17 protein-coding genes are annotated in these 23,686 nt (G+C 72.5%); 5 read left to right on the top strand and 12 right to left on the bottom strand.

Going from position 1 to position 23,686, the window contains the following annotated elements:
- The first annotated feature begins 214 nt into the window (after nt 1-214).
- The 3 genes from cmdF (at nt 215) to ACIDOF_RS32645 (ending at nt 3,483) form a co-directional block, all read left to right on the top strand.
- On the top strand, nt 215-1,774 hold the full coding sequence (gene cmdF, locus ACIDOF_RS32655; protein ID WP_409009806.1) for a tyrosine 2,3-aminomutase: 1,560 nt from the start codon (nt 215-217) through the stop codon (nt 1,772-1,774).
- 91 nt (nt 1,775-1,865) lie between these two features.
- Nucleotides 1,866-2,306 (top strand): hypothetical protein, encoded by a 441-nt coding sequence (locus ACIDOF_RS32650; protein WP_409009805.1) that lies wholly within the window; start codon nt 1,866-1,868, stop codon nt 2,304-2,306.
- A 118-nt stretch (nt 2,307-2,424) separates the two neighbouring features.
- Nucleotides 2,425-3,483: a carboxymuconolactone decarboxylase family protein gene (locus ACIDOF_RS32645; protein ID WP_409009804.1), complete on the top strand. Its 1,059-nt coding sequence runs from the start codon at nt 2,425-2,427 to the stop codon at nt 3,481-3,483.
- Nucleotides 3,484-3,613: 130 nt separating this feature from the next.
- Here ACIDOF_RS32645 and ACIDOF_RS32640 read toward each other — a convergent pair whose 3' ends face one another.
- The 5 genes from ACIDOF_RS32640 to ACIDOF_RS32620 all read right to left on the bottom strand — a co-directional run bounded on the left by ACIDOF_RS32640 (nt 3,614) and on the right by ACIDOF_RS32620 (nt 9,082).
- Nucleotides 3,614-4,969, bottom strand: coding sequence for a prephenate dehydrogenase (locus tag ACIDOF_RS32640; RefSeq protein WP_409009803.1), 1,356 nt, complete (start codon nt 4,967-4,969; stop codon nt 3,614-3,616).
- Nucleotides 4,970-5,182: 213 nt separating this feature from the next.
- Complete coding sequence (locus tag ACIDOF_RS32635) at nt 5,183-5,986, bottom strand: TIGR03084 family metal-binding protein (protein ID WP_409009802.1); 804 nt, start codon at nt 5,984-5,986, stop codon at nt 5,183-5,185.
- 234 nt (nt 5,987-6,220) lie between these two features.
- The gene (locus tag ACIDOF_RS32630) at nt 6,221-6,679 is read right to left on the bottom strand and encodes an acyl-CoA thioesterase (protein ID WP_409009801.1); all 459 of its coding nucleotides are present in this window, start codon (nt 6,677-6,679) and stop codon (nt 6,221-6,223) included.
- Between the two features lie 217 nt (nt 6,680-6,896).
- Nucleotides 6,897-8,555 carry an FAD-dependent oxidoreductase gene (locus ACIDOF_RS32625; RefSeq protein WP_409009800.1) on the bottom strand — a complete coding sequence of 553 codons (1,659 nt, stop codon included), beginning with the start codon at nt 8,553-8,555 and terminating at the stop codon, nt 6,897-6,899.
- Complete coding sequence (locus ACIDOF_RS32620; protein WP_409009860.1) at nt 8,552-9,082, bottom strand: DUF5987 family protein; 531 nt, start codon at nt 9,080-9,082, stop codon at nt 8,552-8,554. The genes ACIDOF_RS32625 and ACIDOF_RS32620 overlap by 4 nt, the downstream gene beginning before the upstream one ends.
- 348 nt (nt 9,083-9,430) lie before the next feature.
- On the opposite strand from ACIDOF_RS32620, the gene ACIDOF_RS32615 reads away from it, so the two are divergent.
- Together ACIDOF_RS32615 and ACIDOF_RS32610 are read left to right on the top strand one after the other, a co-directional pair.
- The gene (locus tag ACIDOF_RS32615) at nt 9,431-10,498 is read left to right on the top strand and encodes a transcriptional regulator (RefSeq protein WP_409009799.1); all 1,068 of its coding nucleotides are present in this window, start codon (nt 9,431-9,433) and stop codon (nt 10,496-10,498) included.
- 33 nt (nt 10,499-10,531) lie between these two features.
- Complete coding sequence (locus ACIDOF_RS32610; protein ID WP_409009798.1) at nt 10,532-11,308, top strand: helix-turn-helix domain-containing protein; 777 nt, start codon at nt 10,532-10,534, stop codon at nt 11,306-11,308.
- A gap of 91 nt (nt 11,309-11,399) precedes the next feature.
- Here ACIDOF_RS32610 and ACIDOF_RS32605 read toward each other — a convergent pair whose 3' ends face one another.
- The 7 genes from ACIDOF_RS32605 to ACIDOF_RS32575 all read right to left on the bottom strand — a co-directional run bounded on the left by ACIDOF_RS32605 (nt 11,400) and on the right by ACIDOF_RS32575 (nt 23,638).
- Nucleotides 11,400-12,746: a cytochrome P450 gene (locus ACIDOF_RS32605; RefSeq protein ID WP_409009797.1), complete on the bottom strand. Its 1,347-nt coding sequence runs from the start codon at nt 12,744-12,746 to the stop codon at nt 11,400-11,402.
- Nucleotides 12,743-13,291: a flavin reductase family protein gene (locus ACIDOF_RS32600; protein WP_409009796.1), complete on the bottom strand. Its 549-nt coding sequence runs from the start codon at nt 13,289-13,291 to the stop codon at nt 12,743-12,745. The genes ACIDOF_RS32605 and ACIDOF_RS32600 overlap by 4 nt, the downstream gene beginning before the upstream one ends.
- Entirely contained in the window at nt 13,288-13,764 is a 477-nt protein-coding gene (locus ACIDOF_RS32595) for an acyl-CoA thioesterase (protein ID WP_409009795.1), read from the bottom strand. The genes ACIDOF_RS32600 and ACIDOF_RS32595 overlap by 4 nt, the downstream gene beginning before the upstream one ends.
- 1 nt (nt 13,765) lies before the next feature.
- Nucleotides 13,766-19,573 (bottom strand): type I polyketide synthase, encoded by a 5,808-nt coding sequence (locus tag ACIDOF_RS32590; RefSeq protein ID WP_409009794.1) that lies wholly within the window; start codon nt 19,571-19,573, stop codon nt 13,766-13,768.
- The gene (locus tag ACIDOF_RS32585) at nt 19,570-20,622 is read right to left on the bottom strand and encodes an enediyne biosynthesis protein (protein ID WP_409009859.1); all 1,053 of its coding nucleotides are present in this window, start codon (nt 20,620-20,622) and stop codon (nt 19,570-19,572) included. The genes ACIDOF_RS32590 and ACIDOF_RS32585 overlap by 4 nt, the downstream gene beginning before the upstream one ends.
- A 107-nt stretch (nt 20,623-20,729) precedes the next feature.
- Nucleotides 20,730-22,652 (bottom strand): CRTAC1 family protein, encoded by a 1,923-nt coding sequence (locus tag ACIDOF_RS32580; RefSeq protein ID WP_409009793.1) that lies wholly within the window; start codon nt 22,650-22,652, stop codon nt 20,730-20,732.
- On the bottom strand, nt 22,649-23,638 hold the full coding sequence (locus tag ACIDOF_RS32575; protein WP_409009858.1) for a DUF1702 family protein: 990 nt from the start codon (nt 23,636-23,638) through the stop codon (nt 22,649-22,651). Before ACIDOF_RS32575 ends, ACIDOF_RS32580 begins: the two co-directional genes overlap by 4 nt.
- Nucleotides 23,639-23,686: the final 48 nt, after the last annotated feature.

The following is a 23,686-nucleotide window of genomic DNA, read 5'->3' as shown; positions in this document are numbered from 1 at the left end:
CGGTTTCTCAGCCAAGCGGCGTCGCGGCGATCACGGCAACGAGACTTGCCCAGGTAGCGAGCCCAGTTGGCCCGCGAGCGCATGCAGAGAGATGACGGCGCCCCAACTGCGCACGACAGAGGACGCGTTCGGGCCGGGCGAGGCTCGACCATGGAGCTCTACGAAAGCCGCGTTCCGGCCTGTACGGGCGACCGCGCAATGCAGGGAGTAGCCCATGTCCGTTTTCCAGACTGACACGGCCCCGGTGGTCATCGACGGTGAGACGCTGACGGTCGAGAAGCTGAACGGCATCGCCGAGCACGGTGTCGCGGCCCTGATCAGCGACACCTCCCTCGACAAGGCCCGGCGCGGCCGGCGGACGCTCGAAGCGCTGCTGCGGCGGAACGCGGCCGTCGAGGGCGTGAACGCCTTCGACCGGGGTGCGGCCGGCGCCGGCCGGGTGGGCACTGCCGACGAGGCCGAGCTGCAGGCGAACCTGGTGCGCAGTCACAGCACGGGCGTGGGGCCGGTGTTCTCCGAGGACGAGGCGCGGGCCGTGGTCACCGCTCTGCTCGGCTCCCTGGCCAAGGGGTACGCCGGGGTGCGGCCCGTGGTCCTGGAGCGGCTCGCGTACTACCTCAACAACGGCCTCACGCCCGTCGTCCCGGAGATCGGCTCGCTCGGCGCGGGCGGGGACACGGCGCCGCTGGCCCATGTCGCCGCCACCCTGATCGGCGAGGGCCAGGTGCTGCGCGACGGCCGCAAGGTGGCGGCCGGGCGCGTCCTCGCGGAGCTGGGCGTCGAGCCGTTGACGCTGCGGTTCCACGAAGGCCAGGCGCTGCTCGGCTCCACCTCGGCGGCGACCGGGCTCGGCTCCCTCGTCCTCGGCCGGGCGCTGGACCAGGTGCGGCAGGCGGAGATCGCGGCCGCGCTGGTGACGGAGGCGCTCGGCGCCGGCTGCGGCCCGTTCCTCGCGGCGGGGCACGATCTGGCCCGCCCGCACCTGGGGCAGATCGACACCGCGGCCAACCTGCGGGCGCTGCTGCACGGCGGCGCGTCCGCCGACGGGGCGCGGCCGCGGCGCCGTGCGGCCAGGCCGTATTCGCTGCGGGCGGTCCCGCAGGTGCTGGGGGCGGTCCGGCACACCCTGTACCAGTCGGTGTCGACGCTGGAGACGGAGCTGAACTCCTCCGGTGACGACCTGCTCTTCTTCGACGACGGGAAGATCTTCTACGGGGCGAACGGGCACGGCCAGCAGGTCGCCTTCGCCATGGACTTCATGACGATCGCCCTCAACCAGCTCGGGGCGCTGGCCGAGCGGCAGGTGCACCAGGTGCTCGACGCCGGCCCCGGCAGCGGGCTGCCCGAGCAACTCGGCGCCACGGGCTCGGTGTTGCACCACGGGTTCGCCGGGATGCGGCACACGGTCTCCGCGCTGGTGGCGGAGAACCGCACCGTCGGCCCGGCGAGCACCCAGGCCGTCGGGTCCGGCGCCCTCCACGACGTGGTCAGCATGGGGCTCCTCGCGGTCCGCGCCGCCCGCAGGGTGCTGCAGAACAACTACCGCATCCTCGCGGTGGAGTTCCTCACGGCGGTCCAGGCCGTGGACCTGTCACGCCGGTACGAGGAGATCGGCCCGGCGGCGCAGGCGGCCTGTGACGCGGTGCGGCTGCTCGTGCCGCCGCTCGGCGTGGACCGTCCGATGGCCGGGGACATCGAGCTGATCGCGTCGGCCCTGTCGCGGGGCGAGATTCTGCGTGCGGTCACCCGGCTCGGAGGCGTCGTCCCGCGTTGAGCGGGCGCACGCGCCGGGCGCGGGAAGGGCCGCGTCATCCGCCGTCGCCGCAGAGCGGACACGGCACCCACTTCGGTAACGGAGGCAGACGATGAACGAGATGCGCCGACCGGCCACGGGGCCGGAGCACGCCGATGAACGCGCGGCGACGGTTCTCACCGCGGCCGCGACGTCGTCCCCGGCCTACACCGCCGCCACCGCGAAGGGAGCGGCCACCGCGCTGGTGCGGATGTTCATGGAGCAGGGGGTGTTCGGCGTCGACGTACCGCCCCCGGCCGAGCCCGTACCGCAGCTGCCGGACGCCGCGGCGGAGGCCGAACCCGCGCCCGAGCCGGCGCCCGAGCCGACCGCGTGGGAACGGGCCGGCTCCGCCGTGGCCAGGGCCGAGCGGAACCGGCGGGCTCGCGGGGCGGCGGTGCGGGAGCCGGAGGTCACCAGCGTCCGGCTGATGGGGGACATCATCGGCCGGGCCGCACGTACGGAACCCGAGCCGCCCGAGGATCGCCGGGCGTCGGCGCTGCGCGCGGCCTGAACCGCCGGGACGCGCCAAGTCCCCCTGATCACTGAGCAGTTCACAGGATGCCGGGGCGCCGGGTGGTCGGCAGGATCGTCGGTGCCCGGTGCCCAGGTGCCGTACCTCTGGAGGTGGTGTGACGGTGAGACCCGTCGTCAAGGCCGTGCTGCGCGGCGCTCTGAAGGACGTCCGGCATGTACGGGCCGTGCCCCCGGGCCGCGCCGACGACCTGGTGGCCCGGGTGTACGCACAACTGGAGCGGGACTTCGGCGTACTGGCCCCGCCCGTCGCGCTGCACTCCCCCGCCGCCCCGGTGCTCGCCGCGGCCTGGATGCTGCTGCGCGAGGTGCTGTTGGTGGAGGGCCGGGTGGACCGGCTGGTCAAGGAGGTCGTGGCGACGGAGGTGTCGCGCGCCAACGACTGCCCGTACTGCGTCGACGTCCACTCGGCCACCGTGGGCACGCTGCCGCCCCAACCGGGCGCGGGCACGGCCGAGATCGCCGCCTGGGCCCGCACCAGCGGGCTGTCCCGGCCGGACGGCGAGGGCGGGAGCGCGCCGCCGTTCGCCGCCGAGGCCGCTCCCGAGATCTTCGGTGTGGCGCTCGTCTTCCACTACATCAACCGCATGGTGCACGTGTTCCTCGACGACTCCCCGGTGCCCGAGCAGGCCCCCGGGTTTCTGCGCGGCACGATCCTGCGTACGGCCGCCAAGGCCATGCGGCCCGCCGACGACCGGCCGCTGCTGCCCGGCGCCGCCCTCGGCCTGCTGCCGCCCGCGGAGCTGCCCGCCGGCCTTGAGTGGGCGCGGGCGAACCAGTCCGTGGCCGACGCGCTCGCCCGGGCGGTGGCCGCGGTGGCGGACGGCGCGCAGTGGGTTCCGGCCCGGGTGCGGGAACGCACGGAAGCGGTCCTCGCACGCTGGGACGGCACTCCGCCGGGGCTCGGCCTGTCCTGGCTGGACGAGGCGGTCGAGGGGCTGGCGGCCGACGACCGGCCCGCGGCACGGCTGGCTCTGCTGACCGCGCTCGCCCCGTTCCGGATCACCGACGCGGACGTCGCCGCCTTCCGCGCGCGGTACCCGGGCGACCGGGAGCTGATCGAGCTCACGTCCTGGGCGGCGCTCGCCGCCGCGCTGCGCGTGGGCAGCCGCTTCGAGTCGGCGTACGGCGTGGCGCCTGCGAGGTCCGCCAACTGACGTGCCCCGACCGGGTGTTGTCCGGTCGGGGCTGGGCTGCGCGGGGTCTGAACCCCGCTCCGTCCCCCAGGGGGGGAGAAAGGGACAGAGCGGGGAGTCCGGGTCGGGCCGGGCGCGGCGGGTTGCGGGATCAGCTGAGGCGGGGCGCCTGCCCGGTGGGCCCGCCGGTCCGGTACCGGCCGCCGCCGTCCGCGTCGGGCCGGGAGCCTTGGGCCGTTGAGCCCTGGGCCGTGTCGCGGGGCGTGCGGGGACGTCCACGGTCGTCACCGCTCTCCGCCGCACCTTCGTCCCGGCCCTCCGGCGCGCCGTCGTGCCGGTCTGCGCCGCCGTCCGCCGCGCCGTCGGGGGCAGAGGCACCGGAGCCGGAGTCGTCGGCGTCCTTCCCGCCTGCCGCCGCTTCGGCCACCGGCCCCGCGGCCTCGTCCCCAGCGGCGGCCGGCGCCTGCTCACCGGGGCCCGTGCCGGTCCCCTCGTCCCGGGCGGCGCCGGACTCCACCTCCGCGATCAGCTCGGCGATCGCCGCCATCCCCACCACGTAGTCGTCGTCCAGGGCCGAGGCCTCGTCCAGGTCGCTCGGCAGGGCCGGGGTGGAGCACGACTCCGCGTACGGCTCGACGCCCACGGGGCCCGCGTCCATCGCGTCGACCAGCGCCGACCTGCCGTTCCTGCCCCGGCGCAGCAGCCGGTCCACGGTCGTCGAGCCGTCGCTGCCGCAGTCGCGCAACTCGCGGGCCGCCTGCGCCAGTTGGGCCGCCACCCGGTCCACCACCTCGGCCACGGCCTCGGGGTTCTGGGACAGGATGTCGCTCCACAGCGCCGGGTCGCCGTCGGCGATGCGGGTCGTGTCCCGCAGCCCGTTGCCCGCGAGGCCGAGCACCTCCGCGTCGACATCGGCGAGCTGGGCGGACAGGGCGGCGGAGACCAGGTGCGGCACGTGCGACACCGCCGCCACCGCCTCGTCGTGCTCCTCCGGAGCCATGTCCCGGCGGACGCCGCCGCACAGTGCCACCAGTTCGGCGACCGCCGCCACCGCCTCGGGCTGCGACGTCGGGTACGGGCAGAGGATCCAGGGGCGGCCCTCGAACAGGTCGGCCTGCGCGGCCTCCGGGCCCGACGTCTCCCGGCCCGCCATGGGGTGGCCCGGCACGTATCCCATGAGGTCGCAGGCCCGCAGCTCCGCCTCCTGCCAGATGAGCTCCTTCACCCCGGCCACGTCGGTGTAGGCGTAGCCGAGTGCGCGGGTCTGGGCGTCGAAGAGGGCGTCGACGACCGCGGCCGGCGGGGTGGCCACCACCACCAGGTCGGCGGGCGGTGCGTGCGGCGCCAACTCCTTGCCCGCGCCCATGAGTTGGGCCTTCATCTGGGCGTTCACGTCGACGTCCTCGAGGAAGACCTCGACGCCGGCCCGGGTGAGGGCGAGGGCGATGGAGGTGCCGATCAGGCCGCAGCCGATCACGGTCACGCGGTGCAGCTGGGTGGGCTTCATGGTGTCTCCTCGGGGTCTTCCGGCGCGGTGTGGTTGGTGGGCTGCGGGCGCGGGTCTTCAGGTGCGGCGGGGGCGGCTGGCTGCTGCTCGGCGGGGGCGGGCCCTGGGCGTCGTACGGGCCTTTCGGGCCTTTCGGGCCGTTCGGGCCGGCCCTGTCGGACGAGCCGTTCGGTGCGGGACCTCCGCGGGTGCGGTACGTCCGCGGGGTGCGGGTCACCGGTCCGTGTCCGCGAACTGGCCGGGCGTGCGGCCCTCGCCGTGCGGGCCGCGGTAGGCCTGGGCGATGTCCAGCCACTGCTCGGCGTCGGCGCCGGTGGCCTTGAGGGCGAGGTCGTCGCGGTGGCGGCGGCGGGTGACGAGGAGGCAGAAGTCGTGGGCGGGGCCGCTGATGACCTGGTCGGCGTCCTCGGGGCCGACGGTCCACTCCGCGCCGGACGGTGCGGTCAGCTCGTAGCGGAACTGGGCGGCCGGCGGGGTGAGGCCGTGCGCCTCGTAGCCGAAGTCGCGGGTCAGGGCGGCGAAGTTGACGAGGTGGAGGAGCCGGTCGGTGGGCTCCCTGCGGACGCCGAGGGCGTCGGCGATGTCCTGGCCGTGGCCGAAGAGCTCCATGATCCCGGCGCAGGCGAGGACGACCGGCGGCAGCGGGTTCACCAGCCACGGCACGACCTGCCCCTCGGGCACCGAGCCGAGCGCGTCCACCGAGGCCTCGCCGAGGGCCCGGAAGCGGGCAAGGAGCTGCGGCGGCGGGAAGGCGTTGAACTGCTTGAGGGCGGCGTCCACCGCACCGTCGAAGTCCGCTCCCGCGGAGGCGGTGATGGCCTTGAACTTCTCCGGCTCGGCGGCGGCGCTGCGGGCGAGCTCGAAGATGAAGGTCAGGTGGGCGATCTGGTCGGCGACGTTCCAGCCGGGCGCCGGGGTGGCGGTGTTCCAGGCGGCGTCGTCCAGGTCGGCGACCAGGGCGGCAACCTCGTCGATGTCGGCGGCAAGGTCCTTGAGCACGTCGTTCAGGGCGGTCATGGCGATCTCCTCGGTCAACGGGGCGGTGGGTGGCGGGGGTTGGTGGAGCGGGTGCTGGTGGAGCGGGGGGTTGGTCCTGTGAAGCAACTCACCGGTCCGAAAAAAGGGGCCTCACGGAGTACCGGTGTGGAGTTGTGGGGTGCGGCGACGAGCTGAGCCGACGGACTGGGCTGCGGTGATCGAGGTGAGTTCTTTGAAGCAACTCACCGGTCCGGAAAAAGGCGGCCGTGTGCCTCAGGCCGCGTGGCCGGCGAGCGAGCGGACGTTCGTCGAGTACGGCTCGAGGGCCTGGGCCAGGGCGTCGGGGATGAGGGACGGGACGGTCGCGGTGTTCGGGCCGCGCATGCAGGCGATGCGCTGCTTGCCGCGGGCGACGAGGATCTCGCCGCCGTCCTCGGTGAGCTTCACGTAGTCGAAGGTGAACTCCAGCTGGGTCTGGCCGAGTTCGGAGAGCCGCATCCGGATCGACAGCTCGTCGAAGGCGGTGATCTCGGCGAAGAACTCGCAGTCGACCTTGAGCGTGAAGAGCTTGAGGTCGTCCTGGACCTCGGCGAGCACCGCTGGGGCCTTCTGCTTCAGGAAGAGCTCGCGGGTCCGGCCCTGCCAGCGCAGGTAGTTCACGTAGTAGACGTTGCCGACCAGGTTGGTCTCCTCGAAGCCGACGGTGTGGCGGTACTCGAAGTAGTCAGTCATGGCGGTCACCTTTCGATGGGTTTTCGGGGTGCGGGCGGGTTCTTTGAAGCAACTCACCGGTCCGAAGGGCAGCCCGAAGTGGCTCCTCGTACGAGGGGGAGTTCCGGGGAACCACTTGGGCGTCTGCGGCCGGCGTGCGGTGCGAAGGGCGTACCGGTGGGTGTGCCGTGGCGCGCGGGGCGTGCTGCGTGCCGTGGAGCCAGGCGTACGGGGCGTACTAGGCGTTGACGAGCTGGGGCAGCAGCGGCAGGACGTTCTTGCGGGCGCTGCGGGCGCCGTCGGGCGCGGGTGCGCCGTAGGTGACGGGGACGCCCTTCTGCTGTGCGGCCCGCACGATGTTGGGTACGGCTCGTTCGGCGACGGCGGCGATGGTCATCGCCGGGTTGACGGTCAGGGCGCCGGGCACCGCGGATCCGTCGGTGACGAAGATGCCGGGATGTCCGCGCAGTTCGTTGCGGTCGTCGAGGGCTGAGGTGTTCGGGTCGTCTCCCATGCGGCAGGAGGCGAGGGGGTGCACCGTGTAGGCGCCGATCAGGTCGTTGGTCCAGGGCATCACCTTGGCCAGGCCGTCCTTCTCCAGGATCTCCTTGACCTCGGCGTCGGACTTCTTCCAGGCGCCCCAGGTGTTGGGCGTCGGATCGTACGACAGGCTGCCGCGGCCGAGCATCTGCTGGGAGATGCGGTGGGAGTTGCCGGTGGCGGGCGGCGGGCCGAAGACTCCTTCGTTGTCGTCCTCGATCATGGTGAAGATGGTGAGCCAGGAGGTCCAGCGCTTGAGGATCTCCTTCTTGCCGGGCCCGAACCAGTGCGGCCGGGCGTCGTCCGGGACCTGGGCGAGGATGGTGCCGAGGCCGGGCGGGAAGTAGAGCTGTTCCAGGGAGTAGCGGGAGTACTCGGGCAGGGAGCCGTCGAGCCGGTCCCAGCTGGCCACGGTCGGGCCCTTGCCGATCGCGTTGGCGGCGTAGGCGAGGCCGTCGCCGCGGTCCAGGCCGAGGAGTTCAGCGGCCTTGTCCTCGTTGATGATCGCGGTGTTGAGGCGTTCCCCGTTGCCGGAGAAGTAGCGGCCGACCGCGTGCGGCATCCGGCCGAGCTCGGCCTCGCTGCGCTGCAGGATGACCGGCGTCGCGCCGGCTCCCGCCGCCATGACCACGATCTTCGCCTCGATGGTGCCGCTGCCGATCTGCACCCGGTAGTCGTCGTTGTCGACCACGTTGTAGTGCACCCGGTAGTCGCCCTCGTCGGTCCGCGATATGCGCTGCACCTCGTGCAGCGGGCGTATCCGGGCCCCGTGGGCGAGCGCCGCCGGCAGGTAGTTGAGGGTGAGCGACTGCTTCGCCTCGAAGCGGCAGCCGGCCATCATGAAGTTGCAGTTGACGCACTTGCTGTTGTCGATCGCGGCGGGCAGGGGGTTGGCGGTGCGTCCGGCGTGGTCGCAGGCCGCTGCCCAGAGCCCGCCGGCGTAACTGACGTCGTTCCACTCCTGCTTGGTGATGTTGAGGGACTCGGCGACCCGGTCGTACCAGGGGTCGAGGGTGTCGCGGTCGATGGAGCCCGGCCACATGCGGCGGCCGATGCTGCCGTGCCGTTCGAAGACGAAGCGCGGGGCCCGCGGCATGGCCGCGAAGTAGACGATGCTGCCGCCGCCGACGCAGTTGCCGCCGAGCACGCTCATGCCGTCGCCGACCGTGAAGTCGAAGGCCCTGGTGTAGGAGGAGCCGAGCTTGTAGTCGTGCTCGAACTCGTTGCTCTGCAGCCAGGGGCCGCGTTCCAGGACGGTGACCTTCGCGCCGCCCGCGGCCAGGTGGTAGGCGGTGATCGCGCCACCGAAGCCACTGCCGATGACGAGCACGTCGGTCTGCTCGGCGGTGCTGCTCATGCTGGGCTCCCAGAAGCCGTCGTGTCGGGGTGCATACGGGCGAGGGGGCGGCCGTAGCCGAAGTCGGTGAAGCGCCACAGTCCGTCCGGGTCGGGCGCGGTGATGCCCATCGCGGTGAGACCGGGGTGGCCCTCCGCCAGGGCCTGCCGCGTCGGCAGGTGCGCCGCCGAGTCGAAGGCCATGTTGCAGAAGAGCGCGAGCATCACCCAGAACTCCTTCTCCGGGTGCCCGGGCTTCGTCAGCCGCAGGACCAGCTCGGCCCGGTCGTCGTAGCCGAGCGCCACGAACTGCGGTACGTCCGCGTCGAGTTGCAGGCTCCGCTCCTCGGCGTACGCCGCGGCGTGCTCGTTGAGCAGCCGCGCCAGGTCGTCGAGGCCGTCGTGGATGCCGGTGGCGTCCCAGGCGAGCAGGTCGAGGGCGCCGGCCTGGACCGCGCCGCCGCCGGTGGCGACACCGGCGATCGCCCGGTCCTCGGGCCCGCGCTTCTCTCCCGGGACGATGGTGTCCGCGTACGCCTCGAGCGTCATGGTGCGGAACTCGCCGCTGAGCGCCACTTGCTCTTCGTGGTGACTCAACTCGGCCTCCATTCTGTCTGTTTGGAGCGGGGCGCCCTTGCGGCGTGAGAAAAAGTTAGGCCGGGGCGCGGTGTTCAAGCAACTGCCCTAAGTAGCCGCGAGAACGGAATGAACTCCGCAGAGTCGGAGCATCGCCGGGAGGCCCCCCGGTGGCCGATTCGATTCGCACTTAGGCTCCAAGACCGAGTTCATTTCTCCGCCGCACGCGACATTCCTTCTGCGACAACCACAAGGCCTGCGGAAGTACCTCTCGGCCTCTTGCTTGGGGGAAACTTGAAAGGCTCGGAAGACTCCAGAGAAGTGCCGAGGCACGCCACTCAGCTCGTCCGCATAGACGAGCTGGTCCCCGCGGACTCGCCGCGACTCGGCGGCATCGACAAGGCGCACGTGCGCCGGCTCGCGGCCGTGTACGCGGCACTGCCGCCGATCCTCGTGCACCGGGCGACGCTGCGCGTGGTGGACGGCATGCACCGCGTCGACGCCGCGCGGCTGCGCGGCGACGAGACGGTCGAGGCGCAGTTCTTCGACGGCTCCGACGACCAGGTGTTCCTGCGCTCGGTGACGGCGAACATCAGGCACGGCCTGCCGCTGTCGGTGGCCGAGCGGAAGACGGCCGCGGAGCGCATCCTCGCCTCGCACCCGAACCTGTCGGACCGGGCCGTGGCCGGCTACGTGGGGCTCGACGCGAAGACCGTCGCCTCGGTGCGGGTGTGTTCAGCCGTGGGTTCTCCCCCGCTGAACATGCGGACCGGCGCCGACGGCAAGGTACACCCGCTGGACCGCACCGCGGAGCGCATCCACGCGGCCGAGCTGATGACCCGGGACCCGGACATCCCGCTGCGCGCGGTGGTGCGCGAGACGGGGCTCTCGCTCGGCACGGCCCACGACGTGCGGCGCCGGCTGCAGCGCGGCGAGGACCCGGTGCCGCCCAGCCGGCAGAGCGCCGTCGCCCGGGCCGCGCAGCGGGAGCGCGCCGTACCCCCGCAGCCGAGGGCCAAGGACCGGCCCGCCGCGGCGCCGACGCCCGCGCCGGAGCCGGCGGCCGCCGCCCCCGCACCGGCCTCCCCGCTCTCCCCGCGGTCGCGGGCGCCGCTGGACGTGCTGCGCCGGCTCGCCAACGACCCGTCGCTGCGCCACTCGGAGACCGGGCGGGACTTCATCCGCTGGTTCCACACCCACTTCATCGTCGACGAGGCCTGGCAGAAGCGGGTGGACGCCGTTCCCCCGCACGCCACCGAGTCGATAGCCGATCTCGCCCGGCACTGCTCGGACGCCTGGCGGCGCTTCGCCGACGACATGGCGCGGCGCAAGCACGCCGACTCCGAGCGGATCACGGAAATGCGCGCTACTCAGCCAACTCGGCGTTGACGCCCCACCACCCCGGGGAGATAGGGAGATACGGTGACCACGTCCACCATCGAGCACGCCGTCCGCCGAGTCATCCGCTATATGCACGTGAATCTCGGGCAGGACCTCACGATCGATGACATGGCCCGCACCGCGATGTTCAGCAAATTTCACTTCACCCGGTTCTTCCGGGAGGCGACGGGAACCTCTCCGGGGCGTTTTCTTTCCGCGCTCCGCATTCAGGAAGCGAAAAGGCTGCTGCTTGAGACGGATTTCAGCGTCGCCGACATCAGCAGCCAGGTGGGCTACAGCAGCGTGGGCACCTTCAGCTCCCGCTTCAAGGCGTGCGTCGGGCTCTCGCCGAGCGCGTACCGCGAACTCGACGGCGCCGTCCCGAAGTTCCCCTCCTCGGCGGCGGCCGGTGCGACGGCCGTCGCGCAGAGCCTGACGCTGCGCGGGCGGGTCGTGTTCCCGCCGACCACCGCGCCCGGGCCGGTCTTCGTCGGCCTGTTCCCGAGCTGTGTGCGGCAGGGCCGGCCGGCCCGCTGGACCGTCCTGGACGGCCCCGGCGCCTTCGAGCTACGGAACACCCCCAACGGCACCTGGCACATCCTGGCCCACTCGGTGCCGTACGGCCACGAGGACAGCCTCTTCGGGCAGTCCGCGCCCGAGCTGTCCGTGGGCCGGGTCGGGCCGGTCACGGTGCGGCCGGGGGCGCTGCTCAAGCCCGTGGAGGTGGCGCTGCGCCCGCAGGACGTCCTCGACCCGCCGGTGCTGCTCGCGCTCCTGGACATGGAGTCGCCCGCGGCGGGTGCCCGGGTCGCCCCCTGACGGCCCGTCACCGCCGCTGCCACGACGAAAGCGAGGGCCGGCCACGGATGTCCGTGGCCGGCCCTCGCTGTGGTGGCGCCGTTCCTTCGTCTCAGGGCACCGGATGCACCGTCATCGGCAGCCCGCCCCGCATGCGCAGCGACAGCATCGGCTCCGCGACCGCGTCGTGCCCCGGCACGCTGCGCAGCTCCAGGTCCCGGGTGACGAGCGCCGCGACGAACACGGCCTCCATCATCCCGAGGTTGCTGCCGACGCAGAACCGCGGCCCCGCGCCGAACGGGATGTACGCGTACCGCGGCCGGTTGGCCACCCGCTGCGGGTCGAACCGCTCGGGGTCGAAGGCCTCCGGGTCGTCCCAGTAGGCGCGGTTGCGGTGCAGGATGTACGGGCAGACAAGCACGTCGGACCCGGCGGCGACGTGGTAGCCGCCGACCTCGTCGTCGGCCTGCGCGATCCGCGGCAGCACCCACACCGGCGGATAGAGCCGCATCGCCTCCTGCACCACCATCGTGGTGTACGTCAGCTGGTGCAGGTCCTCCACGACCGGGTTGCGGTCCCCGAGGACGCGTACGGCCTCCTCGCGGACCCGGTCCCGGGCGTCCGGGTGCCGGTCGAGCAGGTGCAGGACCCAGCCGAGGGTGCTCGCCGTCGTCTCGTGCCCGGCGAGCAGCAGCGTGACGAGTTCCTCGCGCAGCCGGGTGCGGGCCGCGTCCGGGTCGGCGTTCTTGCGGGCCACCAGGATCATCCGGGACAGGGCGTCGTCGGCCGGCTCGCCGTCCGCCATGCGCGAGGCACGGTCGGACACCAACCGGTCGACGACGTCGTGGAGTTCGCTGCGGGCGCGGCGGAAGTCGCGCTGCATCCGCGTCGGCACCCACTGCGGGACCAGGCCCTGGGTGACCATCTCGAACATGGCCTGGTCCTGGACCGCCTCGAAGGAGTGCGCGATCGAGTCGTACGCGCTCAGGTCACTGTCGAGGAGGGACCTGCCGAGCACGCCCAGGGTGAGGCCGGTGACCTCGTGCAGTACGTCGACGGGGTCACCGCCCTCGTGCCGGCGCAGCAGGGCGACCAGCTTGGCGGCCTCCTCGGCGACCACGTCGGCCTGCTGGTTGATGCGGCCGGGCTTGAACGCGGGCTGCACGGCGCGCCGTCCGGCCCGCCACACCTCGCCCTCGCTGGTGAGCAGCCCGTCGCCGAGCACCCGCCGGGCCTCCACCAGGCCGATGCCCTTGTGGTAGTTGGCGGCGTTGTCGGCGAGCACGTGCTTGGCGTAGTCGGGGTGGTTGAAGATGTACAGCTTCTTGGGGCCCATGTTGACGCGGACGGCGTCGCCGAGCGCCGCCGCGTCCCGCATCAGGCCCAGCCGGTCGACGGCGAGTTTCTTCAGCAGCCCCGGCAGCGCCGTCGGCGGCGGCCCCGGCGGGTGGACCTTCATGCCGCCCTGCCTTCGGGCAGCTCCGGCACGGCCTGCCGGAAGCGGCCGTTGTGGAAGAGGACGGCCTCCCGGTCGGGGCGCCGGGCCGCGGCCACGACCCGGCCGAGGAAGACGGTGTGGTCGCCCCCGTCGTACGACGCCCACTTCTCGCACTCGAAGTGCGCCACCGCGTCGGCGATCAGGGGCGCGTCGGTCTCCCGGCCGGGCACCCAGTCGACGGTGTCGAACTGGCCGGCGCCCGCTGGTCGTGACCGGCTGGCGAAGTGCCGGGCCACGCCCTCCTGGCCGGCGCCGAGCACCGACACGGAGAACGTCGGCGACGTCTCCAGGCTGCTGTGCATCTGCGCCTCCCTGGTGACGCAGATCAGGACGAGCGGCGGGTCGAGCGACACCGACGTGAACGAGTTCGCCGTCATGCCCCGGGGCGAGGCCCCGCCGACGGTCACCACGGTGACGCCGGTGGGGAACGAGCCGAACGCGCCTCGCAGTTGCTTGCGGTCCTCCAGGTCGACACTCTCCGCGTACGGAGCGATCAGTAGGGTCATTTCTGCCTCCCTGCCAGCGGCCGGACCCCGGCCGCCGAGTAGGGCGCCAGCGCCCGTGCCAGCGCGTCGGGGATCAGTGCGGGGACGGCGGACGACTCCGGGCCGCGCATGCAGGCGATGCGCTGCCCGCCCCGCGCGACCAGCGTCTCCTCGCCGTCCGCCGCCACCTTGACGTAGTCGAACGTGAGGCTGAGCTCGGTGTGGCCGGTGCCGGCCACCCGCATGCGGACGGACAGCTCGTCGAGGGCCATGACCTCGGCGAACATCTCGCACTCCACCTGCAGCGTGAGCAGGCTCAGCTCCCCCTGGGCGTCGACGAGGGCGTCGGGTTCCAGGTGGCCGAGGAACAGCTCCCGGCAACGCCCTTGCCAGCTCAGGAAGTTCACCGGGTCGGCCAGGCCGCAGAGATCGGTCTCTGCGGCCGTGACCCGGTGCCGGTACTCGAAGTGCCGGTACTCGCAGTGGCCCGCCATGTCAGCGGCTCCGTCCCGCCGGGGTGCTCGTACCGTCGGCGAGGACGGCGAAGACGACCGGTTCGAGCACGTCCCGCAGGGCCGTGACGAATGTGGCGATGCGCAGCTCGCCCGCCGTCAGGACCACCCAGTTCGCCCGGCCCGAGGGGGCCAGGGTCAGGGGCGCTCCGGCGGCGACACCGGCCTTCTTCAGGCACTCGACGGCGCTCCAGACCCGGGTGGCGGCGGTGTCCGGCGCCTCCCCGGTCTGCCGCGCCACCTCGGCGGCCAGCGGGGCGTGCTCGCCGAGCAGGCCCTGCCAGTCGTCCTCGGTGCGGACGTTGACGGCCTCGACGTCGCAGGCCACGGTCTGCTCGGTGCTGTCGGAGACCACGCCGAGGGTGAGGCCCAGGGTGTGGGCCGCGGACAGCCGCCGCCCGTCGGCGAGTTCGGGCCGGCCGTCGGGCCGGTAGCCGATCTCGACGCTCTCCCCGAGGGCCCGCCGCACGGCGGCCGCGGTCCCGGCCCGGCGCTCCTCGACGCCCGCGCCGGTGGACGGCTCGACGGCGACCGAGACGTGCGTGCCGAGCTCCTCCTCCAGCGTGCGCTCCAGGTACGAGCCGAGCAGCGGCGCCACCCACGGGCCGGAGCCGTCCGTCTTGCGCACGGCGTGCAGGGTGAGGCCCTCCCAGCGTTCGACGGCGGTGCCGTCGGGGGTGCGGACCACCACGTCGTACACATAGGTGTCGCCGTCGCGGTGGCGCTCGGTGGCGCAGTAGCGCAGCTTGTCCGGGGCCTCGGTGGCGGTGCCGAGCGGGTGCAGGCGCTCGATGCCGGAGGGCAGCAGGGTGGCGTCGGGGACGCACACCTGGTTGCCGTGCATCAGGGCGTCGCGCATGCCCGGGTCGGCGAGCAGCAGCTCGTTGGGCAGGAACCCGGCGAACCAGCCGCCCGGCGCCCGGAGTTCGACGTCCGCGTCCACGTGCCGGGCGGCGGCCCGGTGGAAGTGCAGCAGCCGGTGGAAGCGGTCGCCCTGGAAGTTGACGCCGCCGTAGAGGTCGGTCGCCGGGTCGAGCGGCGCCGCGGGGACGCCGGGGTCGACCTGCTCGGGCGGGCCGTCGGGCACGGTGGTCTCGCCGTACTGCAGGCGGGCCCGGAAGTGCTCGGCGACGAAGCCGGTCTCCTCGGCGTGGATCGCGACGTCCACCGCGCTGGTGCCGGTGACGGTCGCCGCGATCCGGATGCGGGTGGTGCCGCCGGGCGGTACGACGATGGGCCGCAGGAACTCCACGCCCTCCAGGGTCGGCGTGCCGCTCCAGCCGGTCGCGGCGTGCGCGACCTGGGTCATCGCCTCCATGCCGACGACGGCGGGCATCAGCAGGTTGCCGTCGAGGAGGTGGTCGGCGAGATACGGGTCGGTGCCCGCGTTCAGCTCGACCTCGGTGACGAGTTCGACGCCGTGGTAGCGCACCAGCGGGGTGCCGGTGAAGCGGAGCAGCGGCAGCTGCGGCAGGTCGCGGCGTACGGTCTCGATGCCCTCGGTGCGGCCGCTGATGACGGCGACGACCGGGGCGTCGGGGTCGTTGACGAGGCGCAGCAGGATCTCCACGCCCTGGTCCGGGGAGACCGGGACGATGCCCTCGCGGGACAGCGACTCGACGACGGACAGCTTCTCGCCCATGCCGACGCCGGACCACACCGACCACTCCATGCACACGGCACGGCAGTTCGGGTTGGTGCGGGCGACCTCCTCGGTGAGGTCGGCCAGCCACTCGTTGGCGGTGGCGTAGTGCGCCTCGCCGCGCAGGCCGGCCCGGCCGATGATCGAGCCGAACGTGACGAACAGCTTCAGCCGGTCCTCGCCGACGGCGTCGAGCACGGCGCGCAGCCCGTCGACCTTCGGGGCGAAGGTGGAGCGGACGGTGTCCATGCCGAGGCCGGTGAGCGCGGCCGGCTCGTTGCGGCCGGCGCCGTGCAACAGGGCGGTGACCGGGCCGAGTTCGCCGGTCAGCTCGGCGACGGCGGCACGGACCCGGTCGGGGTCGGTGACGTCGGCGGCCGCGTACCGCACGGTGATGCCGCTGTCGGCCATGCGCTGCAGGTTGGCGGCCAGGTCGGCGTCCTGCGCGGGGTCGGAGCGGCCCAGCACGGCGAGCTTGGCGCTGCTGTCCTTGGCCACGGCGAGGGCGCACTCGGCGGTGATGCCCTTGCCGCCGCCGGTGACGAGGAGGACGTCGTCGGCGCCGAGGACGCGTTCGGTGCGCTCGGCGGCGACCGGCAGGGCCCGCAGCGTCGGCACGGTGCGCACGCCGCCCGCGTCGTAGTGCACCTCGGTGAACCGGGTGGTGGCGGCGACCTCGGCGACGACCTGGTCGATCACGTCGTCCGACGCCGGGGCGTGGACGATGGTGGTCCTCAGGTGCGACTCCTGGTGCAGGGTCTTGGCGAGCCCGGCGGCGCCGCGGCCCGACTGGACCAGGACGAAGCGGCGGTCGCGGTCGCCCGCGAGGGCGTCCTTGGCGCCGTTCAGGGCCAGCTCGATGTGCTCCTGCGGGCAGTCCGCCGCGAGGGCGACGAGCACGCCGGAGCCGACCTGCGCGTTCTCCAGGGCCTGCTTGAGGTCCGCGGCGAACGGGTGGGCGGCGTCGGCGAACAGCTGCCAGCTGCCGCTGACCTGCCCGGGGACGGCGGGCCCGATGGGCACCTCGTCCAGGTCGACGGAGAACGCCCGCGCCCACGGTGCGGCGCCGGCCACGAGGTCGGCGACCCCGTCCCCGGCCTGCCCGGTCTCGGCCAACGACTCGAGCGCCTCGGCCAGTTGGGCCAGGGTCGCGGTCGCGAAGTTGGTCGGTACGTGCGCGGTGGCCAGGCCCAGCTTGGTGGCGGCCTGGTTGACGATCTGGCCGACGGTGATGGAGCTCATGTGCAGGTCGTCGAGGAGGCTGGAGTCGTCGGCGACCAACTCGGGCGGCAGCTCCGCCCGTTCGGCGACCAGGGCCTTCAGCACCTCCAGGACGGACTGCCCGGTGGAGCTGCCCGCGTCCGCGGCGCCGTCGCTCTCGGCCTTCCTCTCCTCCCGTACGGGCTGCACGGTGGGCAGGTCGACGTGCGGGACGGCCTCGCAGGGGCTGGTGAGGAAGCTGAACTCGGCGCCGATCTCCAGGGGCCGGGTCAGCCGGTCCTGGAAGAGCCGCTCGTGCATCAGCGGGGCGCCCACCACATAGGCGGCGCCGACCACCTGGAGGAGCCCGCGCAGCGACTCGTCGTCGGTGTCGAGGGCGACGGCCGGCACGTCGGTGGAGGCGGCGGCCAGATGGGAGAGGACCCGGCCGGGGCCGACCTCGACGAACAGGTCGACGTCCTGCGCGGCCTCGCGTACGGCCTGGGTGAACAGGACCGGGTCGGTGATCTGGCGGCGGAGCAGCTTGGGCAGGTCCTCGTCGTCCGCGAGGTCGGCGCCGGTGACGGTGGAGACGATCCGGCGCTCCAGCGGCCCGAAGTCGGCCTGCTCCAGCCAGCTGCCGAAGGCGTCGGCGGCCGGGGCGACCAGCGGGGAGTGGAAGGCGTGGGACACCTTGAGCCGGGTGCAGTTGACGCCGGCCTCGGCGGCCCTGGCCGCGACGGTCTCGATGTCCTCGACCGGCCCGGCGACGACGGTCTGCTCGGGGCCGTTGTAGCCGCCGATGACGACGGACAGGCCCTCGGTCAGCGCCCTGGCCCGGTCCGGTCCCGCGGCGAGCGAGGCCATGGTGCCGGAGGCGCTGTGCTCGGCCATCGTGGCGCCGCGCACCCGGGCGACCTCGAGGAGCGTGCCCGCGTCCATGGCTCCGGCCCAGTGCAGGGCGGAGATCTCGCCGAGGCTGTGGCCGACGGCGACGTCGGCTTCGAGCCCGAGCCAGTCGAGGACGCGCAGTCCGGCGGTGGAGCCGGTGACGATCCGCGGCTGGGCCACGTGGGTGGCGACCATGTCGCCGTCGGTGGGCATCGCGGCCCGGTCGTAGACCTCGGCGGCGGCGTCGAAGCGGCGGCGCAGCGCACCGCCTCCGGTGCCCTTGCCCGAGCCCTGGCCGGGGAAGAGGAAGCCGATGGTGGCCTCCCCGTCGGCCTGGCCGAGGAAGGTGCGGCCGTCCGCGGAGAACACGGTGCTCTGGCCCGAGTCCAGCGCCTCGATCAGCTGGCGCAGCCGCTTCTCGGCGTCCTCCGGGGAGGTGACGACGGCGGCGGCGCGGTAGGGCTGCTCGCGCAGTTCGCGCTGGAGCGTGGCGGCGAGGTCGCCGATCTGCGCGTACGCCAACTGCGGGACGAAGTCGGCGACTTGGGTGAGGCGCTCGCGCAGCGCCTCGGGCGACTCGGCGTCCAGGAGCAGCAGTTCGCTGTCCTGCAGGGAGCTCGCGAGGGTGCGGGCGCGGCGGCTGACGGGGGCGCGGCGCTTGCCGTCGACCTGCTTGTCGAGGACGACGTGGGTGTTGATGCCGCCGAAGCCCATGGCGGTGATGCCGGCGCGGCGGGCCGCGTCCTTCGGCCAGGGCTCGGCCTTGCGAAGGACCCGCAGGTTGGCCTGCTCGTCGGTGAGCAGTTCGTGCGGGTCGACGCAGCCGATGGCGGGCGGCAGCATGCCGGAGTCGACGGCCATGGCGGCCTTGATGAGTCCGGCGATGCCGGCGGCGGCCTTGGTGTGGCCGATCATGCCCTTGATGGAGCTGATGACGGCGCTGGGGGCGTCCGGGTCGGCCTCGGCGCGGGCGCCCATGATGGCCTTGAGCTCGGTGGCGTCGCCGACCTGGGTGCCGGTGCCGTGGCCCTCGAAGAGCGGCACGGTGCCGATGCCGAACTCGGCCCGCTCGTAGGCCCGTTTGAGGGCGAGCTGGTAGCCGGAGACCTCGGGGCGGGTGATGCCGCCCTGGCCGTCGGAGGAGATGCCCCAGCCGGCCACGCTGGCGTAGATGCGGTGCCCGGCGGCGAGGGCGTCCTCCTCGCGCATCAGGACGATCATGCCGCAGCCCTCGCCCGGCCAGAAGCCGTTGGAGCCGCGGTCGTAGAGCCGCATCTCCTTCTTGGCGAGCGCGCCGGTCTTGGCGAACCCGATGATCTCGAACGGGTCGATGGACAGGTCGACGCCACCGGCCACGGCGACGTCGAGGTCGCCGTTCTGCAGCGACGTCGCGGCGGTGGTGACCGAGAGCAGCGACGAGGAGCAGGCGCCGTCGACGGTGTAGCCGCCGCCGTTGAGGTCGAAGTGGTTGCAGATCCGCCCGGCGATGGTGTTGGCCAGGCCGCCGGCGAGGGTGTCCTCGTCGATGGCGGGGAACGGCTGCTTGTACGCCTCCTCGACGCCGGCGAGGAACTCGGCGGTGCGGTCGTCGTCCCAGTCCTGCGACTTGAGCGCGCCGGCCAGGACCCTGCGGACGTACGGCCAGCGCAGCCGCATCACGTTGGCGCGGGAGAACTCGCCGGTGAGGGTGTTGCCGACGACGACGCCGGTGCGCTCCTTCGGCAGCCCGTCCGCGGCCGGGAATCCGGCGTCGGCCAGGGCGCGGGTGGCGGTGTCGAGGGCCAGCCAGTGGGTGAGGTCGGTGGAGCGGTAGGTGGAGCCGGCGATGCGGTGGGCGATGCGGTCGAACTCGTAGCCCTCGAGGACCGCCGCGTTGCGGGCGTAGAAGCGGTCGGGGGTGGTTGGGTCCGGGTCCCAGTAGTCGTCCAGGTTCATGCGGACGTCGGGCAGGCGCCGGAAGGCCCGGCGGCCGGCGACGGCGTTCTCCCAGAGTTCGCGTGGGGTCGTGGCGTCGGGGTAGCGGCAGGCGATCCCGACGATCGCTATTCGGCTGCTCATACGGGCACCGCCACCTTCTTGTCGGCTTCCTTCTGCTCGTCGACGCGGGCCGCGGCGCACTTGCCGTGCTGGCAGGTCCCGGCGGAGCACGGGTCGGTGGGCTGGTCCGCGGCGGGCTTGTCGGCGGGCTTGTCGGCCACGGCCGCGAGCGGCGCCCCGGTCAGCACGGCCTTGGCCTCGGTGGCGGCCTTGGCCTCGGCGGCGCGCTGCTTGTCGAGGTAGTTGAGGAGCCACAGGTAGCCGCCGCGGATGAGGCAGACCAGCGCGGTGGCGAAGAAGATGCCGTACGCGATGCCGAGCGCGGTGAGCAGTCCGTACACACCGGCGACGCCGGCGCCGAAGGCGATCTGCGAGGAGCGCTTGGACGGCGAGGTACCGGGGTCGGTGACCATGTAGTTGGTGAAGAGGATGAAGGCCGTGCCGGTCATCATGCTGAGCGCGGACGGGATGGCCGTGTCGAAGACCAGGCCGCGGATGACGGCCTGCAGGACGAAGCCGACGAGCCACGCCATGATCAGCCACATGCGGTTGGTGAGCTTGGCGTTGAGCATGGTGCCGAGGGTGATGATGATGGCGGGCAGCACCCAGTCGGCGGGGCCGTACAGGTACTCGGTGAAGTGGTAGGGCGGCGCGATGCTCGCCCACGGGAACAGCACCAGGATGATCATGATCCCGAAGTTCGACGGGTTCATGTAGTGCCGCATCCGGCCCTTGAGCGGGGCGCGCAGCACCCACTTGGTGCCGACGGCGACGAGGACGCCGAACATCATGACCCACACGCGGTCGTTGACGTACGTGAGCATGTTGACCGCGAGGCCGGTGATGTGCGCCGGGTAGAGGAACTCCACCAGGCCGCGGGCGCCGTTGCCCGCGTAGCGGGGCGCCCGGCCGTCGACCTTGGCGCTGATCGCCTCCAGGACGATCTCGGTGGTGTACGCGGTGGCGAGGGCGATGAACGGCCACAGCCAGGGCTGTTCGAAGCCGAGGAACGTGTAGCCCGCGATGTTCAGGACGCTGATCGAGATCGCGAACCGGCGCAGCGCGGTGATGACCTTGTTGCTGTGGCGGGGCGGGGCGGCCGGCTTCGGCGCGGCCTTGCCGGCCTCCGCGGACTTGTCGGCCGGGGCCTGGCCGGGTATCTGAGTGGTCGACACGGTCACTTCTCCTTGGCGTCGGCGCCGAGCTGGAGCGAGTGCCAGCCGGGGGTCAGCGAGAGGTCCTTGTTCTGCACCTGGCCGTCACGGTCCCGCCAGGTCAGGTGGACCCGCACGGGTCCCTGGGCGTCGCCAAGGCCGATGTGCAGGTCGGTGCTGCGCTTGCCGGAGTGGCCGCCGCCGCCGTCGACGCGCCCGATGCGGGTGCTGCCGTCGGAGAGGGTCACGGTGGCCTGCGCGCCGATCACGTCGGAGCCGGCGGCGTCGGTCAGCTTCAGGCCGAGGAACTTGCCGGACTTCTCGCTGGTGTTGCGGTAGAAGACCGGGGCGTCCCACTGCCGGGCCACGGCCAGGTCGAGCTTGCCGTCGCCGTCGGCGTCACCGGTGGCGATGCCGCGGGTGGGCACCGGCACGTCCATGTCGAGCTGCCCGGCGAGGTTGCTGTAGGCGCCGTCCTTGTTCTTCACGTAGAAGCGCAGGGACTGGTTGCCCGCGATGTCGTCGCCCTCCTCGACGTTGGGCCAGAAGTACGGGTACTTGACCAGGCCGTCGTTGGCGGTGGCGAGTTCCTGAAGCTGCGCCCAGCGGTTGCGCTTGCCCTTGACGAAGCCGGTGGCCTGGGTGATCTCCTGGTCACCGTTGTTGTCGAAGTCGCCCATCTTGGTGTCCCAGCCCCAGCCGGACCAGGCGAGCTCCAGGGGCGCCGAGCGGTCCTCGTACGGGGCCTCGCCCTTCTGGAACCGCTTGCGCAGGTCGGCCTTGTTCCGGGCGGTGTCGAAGAAGGCGAAGTTCGACTCCTCGATGCCGAACGAGGTGGTGATGTTGGAGACGAACGCGTCGTAGAGGCCGTCGTTGTCGAGGTCGCCGAAGTCGACGCCCATGCCCTTGAACGAACTGCGGCCCAGCTCCTTGGACTTGGGGGTGGTCGCGGTGCGCTTCCCCTTGACCTCGGAGAACGCGAACTTGCCCGGCTTCGACTTGTTGTAGAGCAGCGCGGAGGTGCCGAAGTCGTGCGCGAGGTACATCTCGGGACGCTGGTCGCCGTCCAGGTCGTTGGCGGACACCGCGAGGGTCCAGCCCTTCTCGATGCCCTCGGGCAGCACGTCCTTCTGCTCCTTGTAGCCGTCCTTCGTCCAGCGGAAGAAGTGGCCGCCGCCGCCGTTCTGGGCGTGCGACAGGGAGTCGTTCATCTCGACGCCGCCGTTCTTCGACGGGTCGAGGACCGGGCTGTCCGGGAAGTAGTTGCCGATGTAGATGTCGTTGTGGCCGTCGCCGTCGAAGTCCGCGACCGCGGCGGCGTTGGAGTTCCACAGCGGGCCGGAGTAGACGTCCTCGCCGACTCCGGGCACCAGCTCGACGGGCTCGAAGCAGTCGGCGGCGAGCGTGGGCCGCTTGCCCTCGGCGGGCAGCTTCGACTGGAAGATCACCGGGGTGCGGCCCCAGTAGTAGACGAGCAGGTCGGTGGCGCCGTCCTCGTTGAAGTCACCGGGCATGCAGCCGATCGGCGCGGACGTCTTCGGCTTCGGCAGCGGCGCCGGGTCGAGGGCGAACGGCCGGTACGTCTCGCTCTTGCGGTTCGCCACCGGCGCCGGCGTCACGGAGACCGTGTCGGTGCGCGGGTCGGTGATGCACAGGTCGTTGGGCAGCTTGTCGCCGTCGATGTCGTTCATGGCGACACCGGCGCCGACCGAGGAGATCCACGCCTCGATGTGCTTGTAGGCCTGGTTGACCTCGCGGACGGTCTGCTGCTTGTGGCCCTGGGGCAGGGCGATCGACATCGGCTCGAACTGGAAGTTCTCGGCGAGCTTCGCGTTGTCGGCAGCGGACGACTCGGCCGGCTTCACCGCGTAGAAGGCGGACACCATGAGGGTGAGCGCCACAACGCCGGGAGCCTGCTTGCGAAGCCAGGCAAGGGGATGCGTCATGCCGTGGCACCTTTCTGGACGTACGGGACGGTCGAAATGTCGGCAGCGATCCGCTGCCGCCAGGTCTCAAACGCCGGGACGTCGGCCTGGTCGCCGGCGTCGCGCATGGCGGGGATCAGATCCGTGCACACCCGGGCCGCCTGGGCCGGGGTGCGCCCGCCGCACAGGACGTGCGCGGCGACGTGGGTGTGGGCGATGGTCAGTCCGGCCTTCTCACGTGCCTCGCAGGCGAAGGCGGAACCCTGGGCCAGCTGCGGAAAGTGCTCGCCCGCGTGTTCGGCGAAGCGGCGCAGCTCGTGCTCGTCGGCGGCGCCCGCGTACGTGCAGGCGAGGCCGGCGCCCGCGTACAGGTCGCCGTGCCGGTGCTCCGGGTAGGCGGCGATCAGGCCCGCGACCACGTCCGGGTCGGTGCCGCCGACGAACCACAGGGCGCGGCCGATGCCCTGGTCGAGGGCGCGGGCGCTGTACGCGTCGTAGCCGGCGCCCCAGCTGAAGGGGTGCTCGCGCTGCGGGTCGCGGACGTAGGCGTCGGTGCGGAAGTACGCCTGGTGGAAGCCGTATCCGTCGAGGATCAGCCAGCGCTTCAGCGGGTCGTACGCGTCGACGTCCGGCCACAGGAACTTGGGCAGCCGGGCCATGGCCCAGCCGACGCCGACGAGGATCATGTAGTCGTGGTGGCGGCCCTCGCCCTCGAGCAGCCCGGTCAGCCGCTTCTGGGTTCCGGTGAACGAGTCGAGCATGGCCGCGCCCATTCCGGCGCCCTCGTAGGCAAATCCACGAAAGGCGCGCGGAATTGTGTTCAGCCATTCGTCGGCCTCGGCCGCATTACGCGCCTCGACCGCGTACGCATATCCCTGAAGAAAAGAGGCGCCGACGGTCTCCAACTGGACCCTGGCCTCTTCGTTCTTCACATGGAAACCGCGCCGCGCCAGTTGCGTTTCGCGGACATTGGGTGTGAGGATTCGGCGCCTGAGAGCGCGCAACATGGACACGTGACAACCCCTCGTCGAAATCCCTGCAATTCCTGTACGCCG

The sequence above is a fragment of the Streptomyces sp. Da 82-17 genome (genome assembly GCF_046098215.1).
Taxonomy (GTDB): Bacteria; Actinomycetota; Actinomycetes; order Streptomycetales; family Streptomycetaceae; genus Streptomyces.
This window is presented reverse-complemented; position numbering and strand designations above follow the sequence as displayed.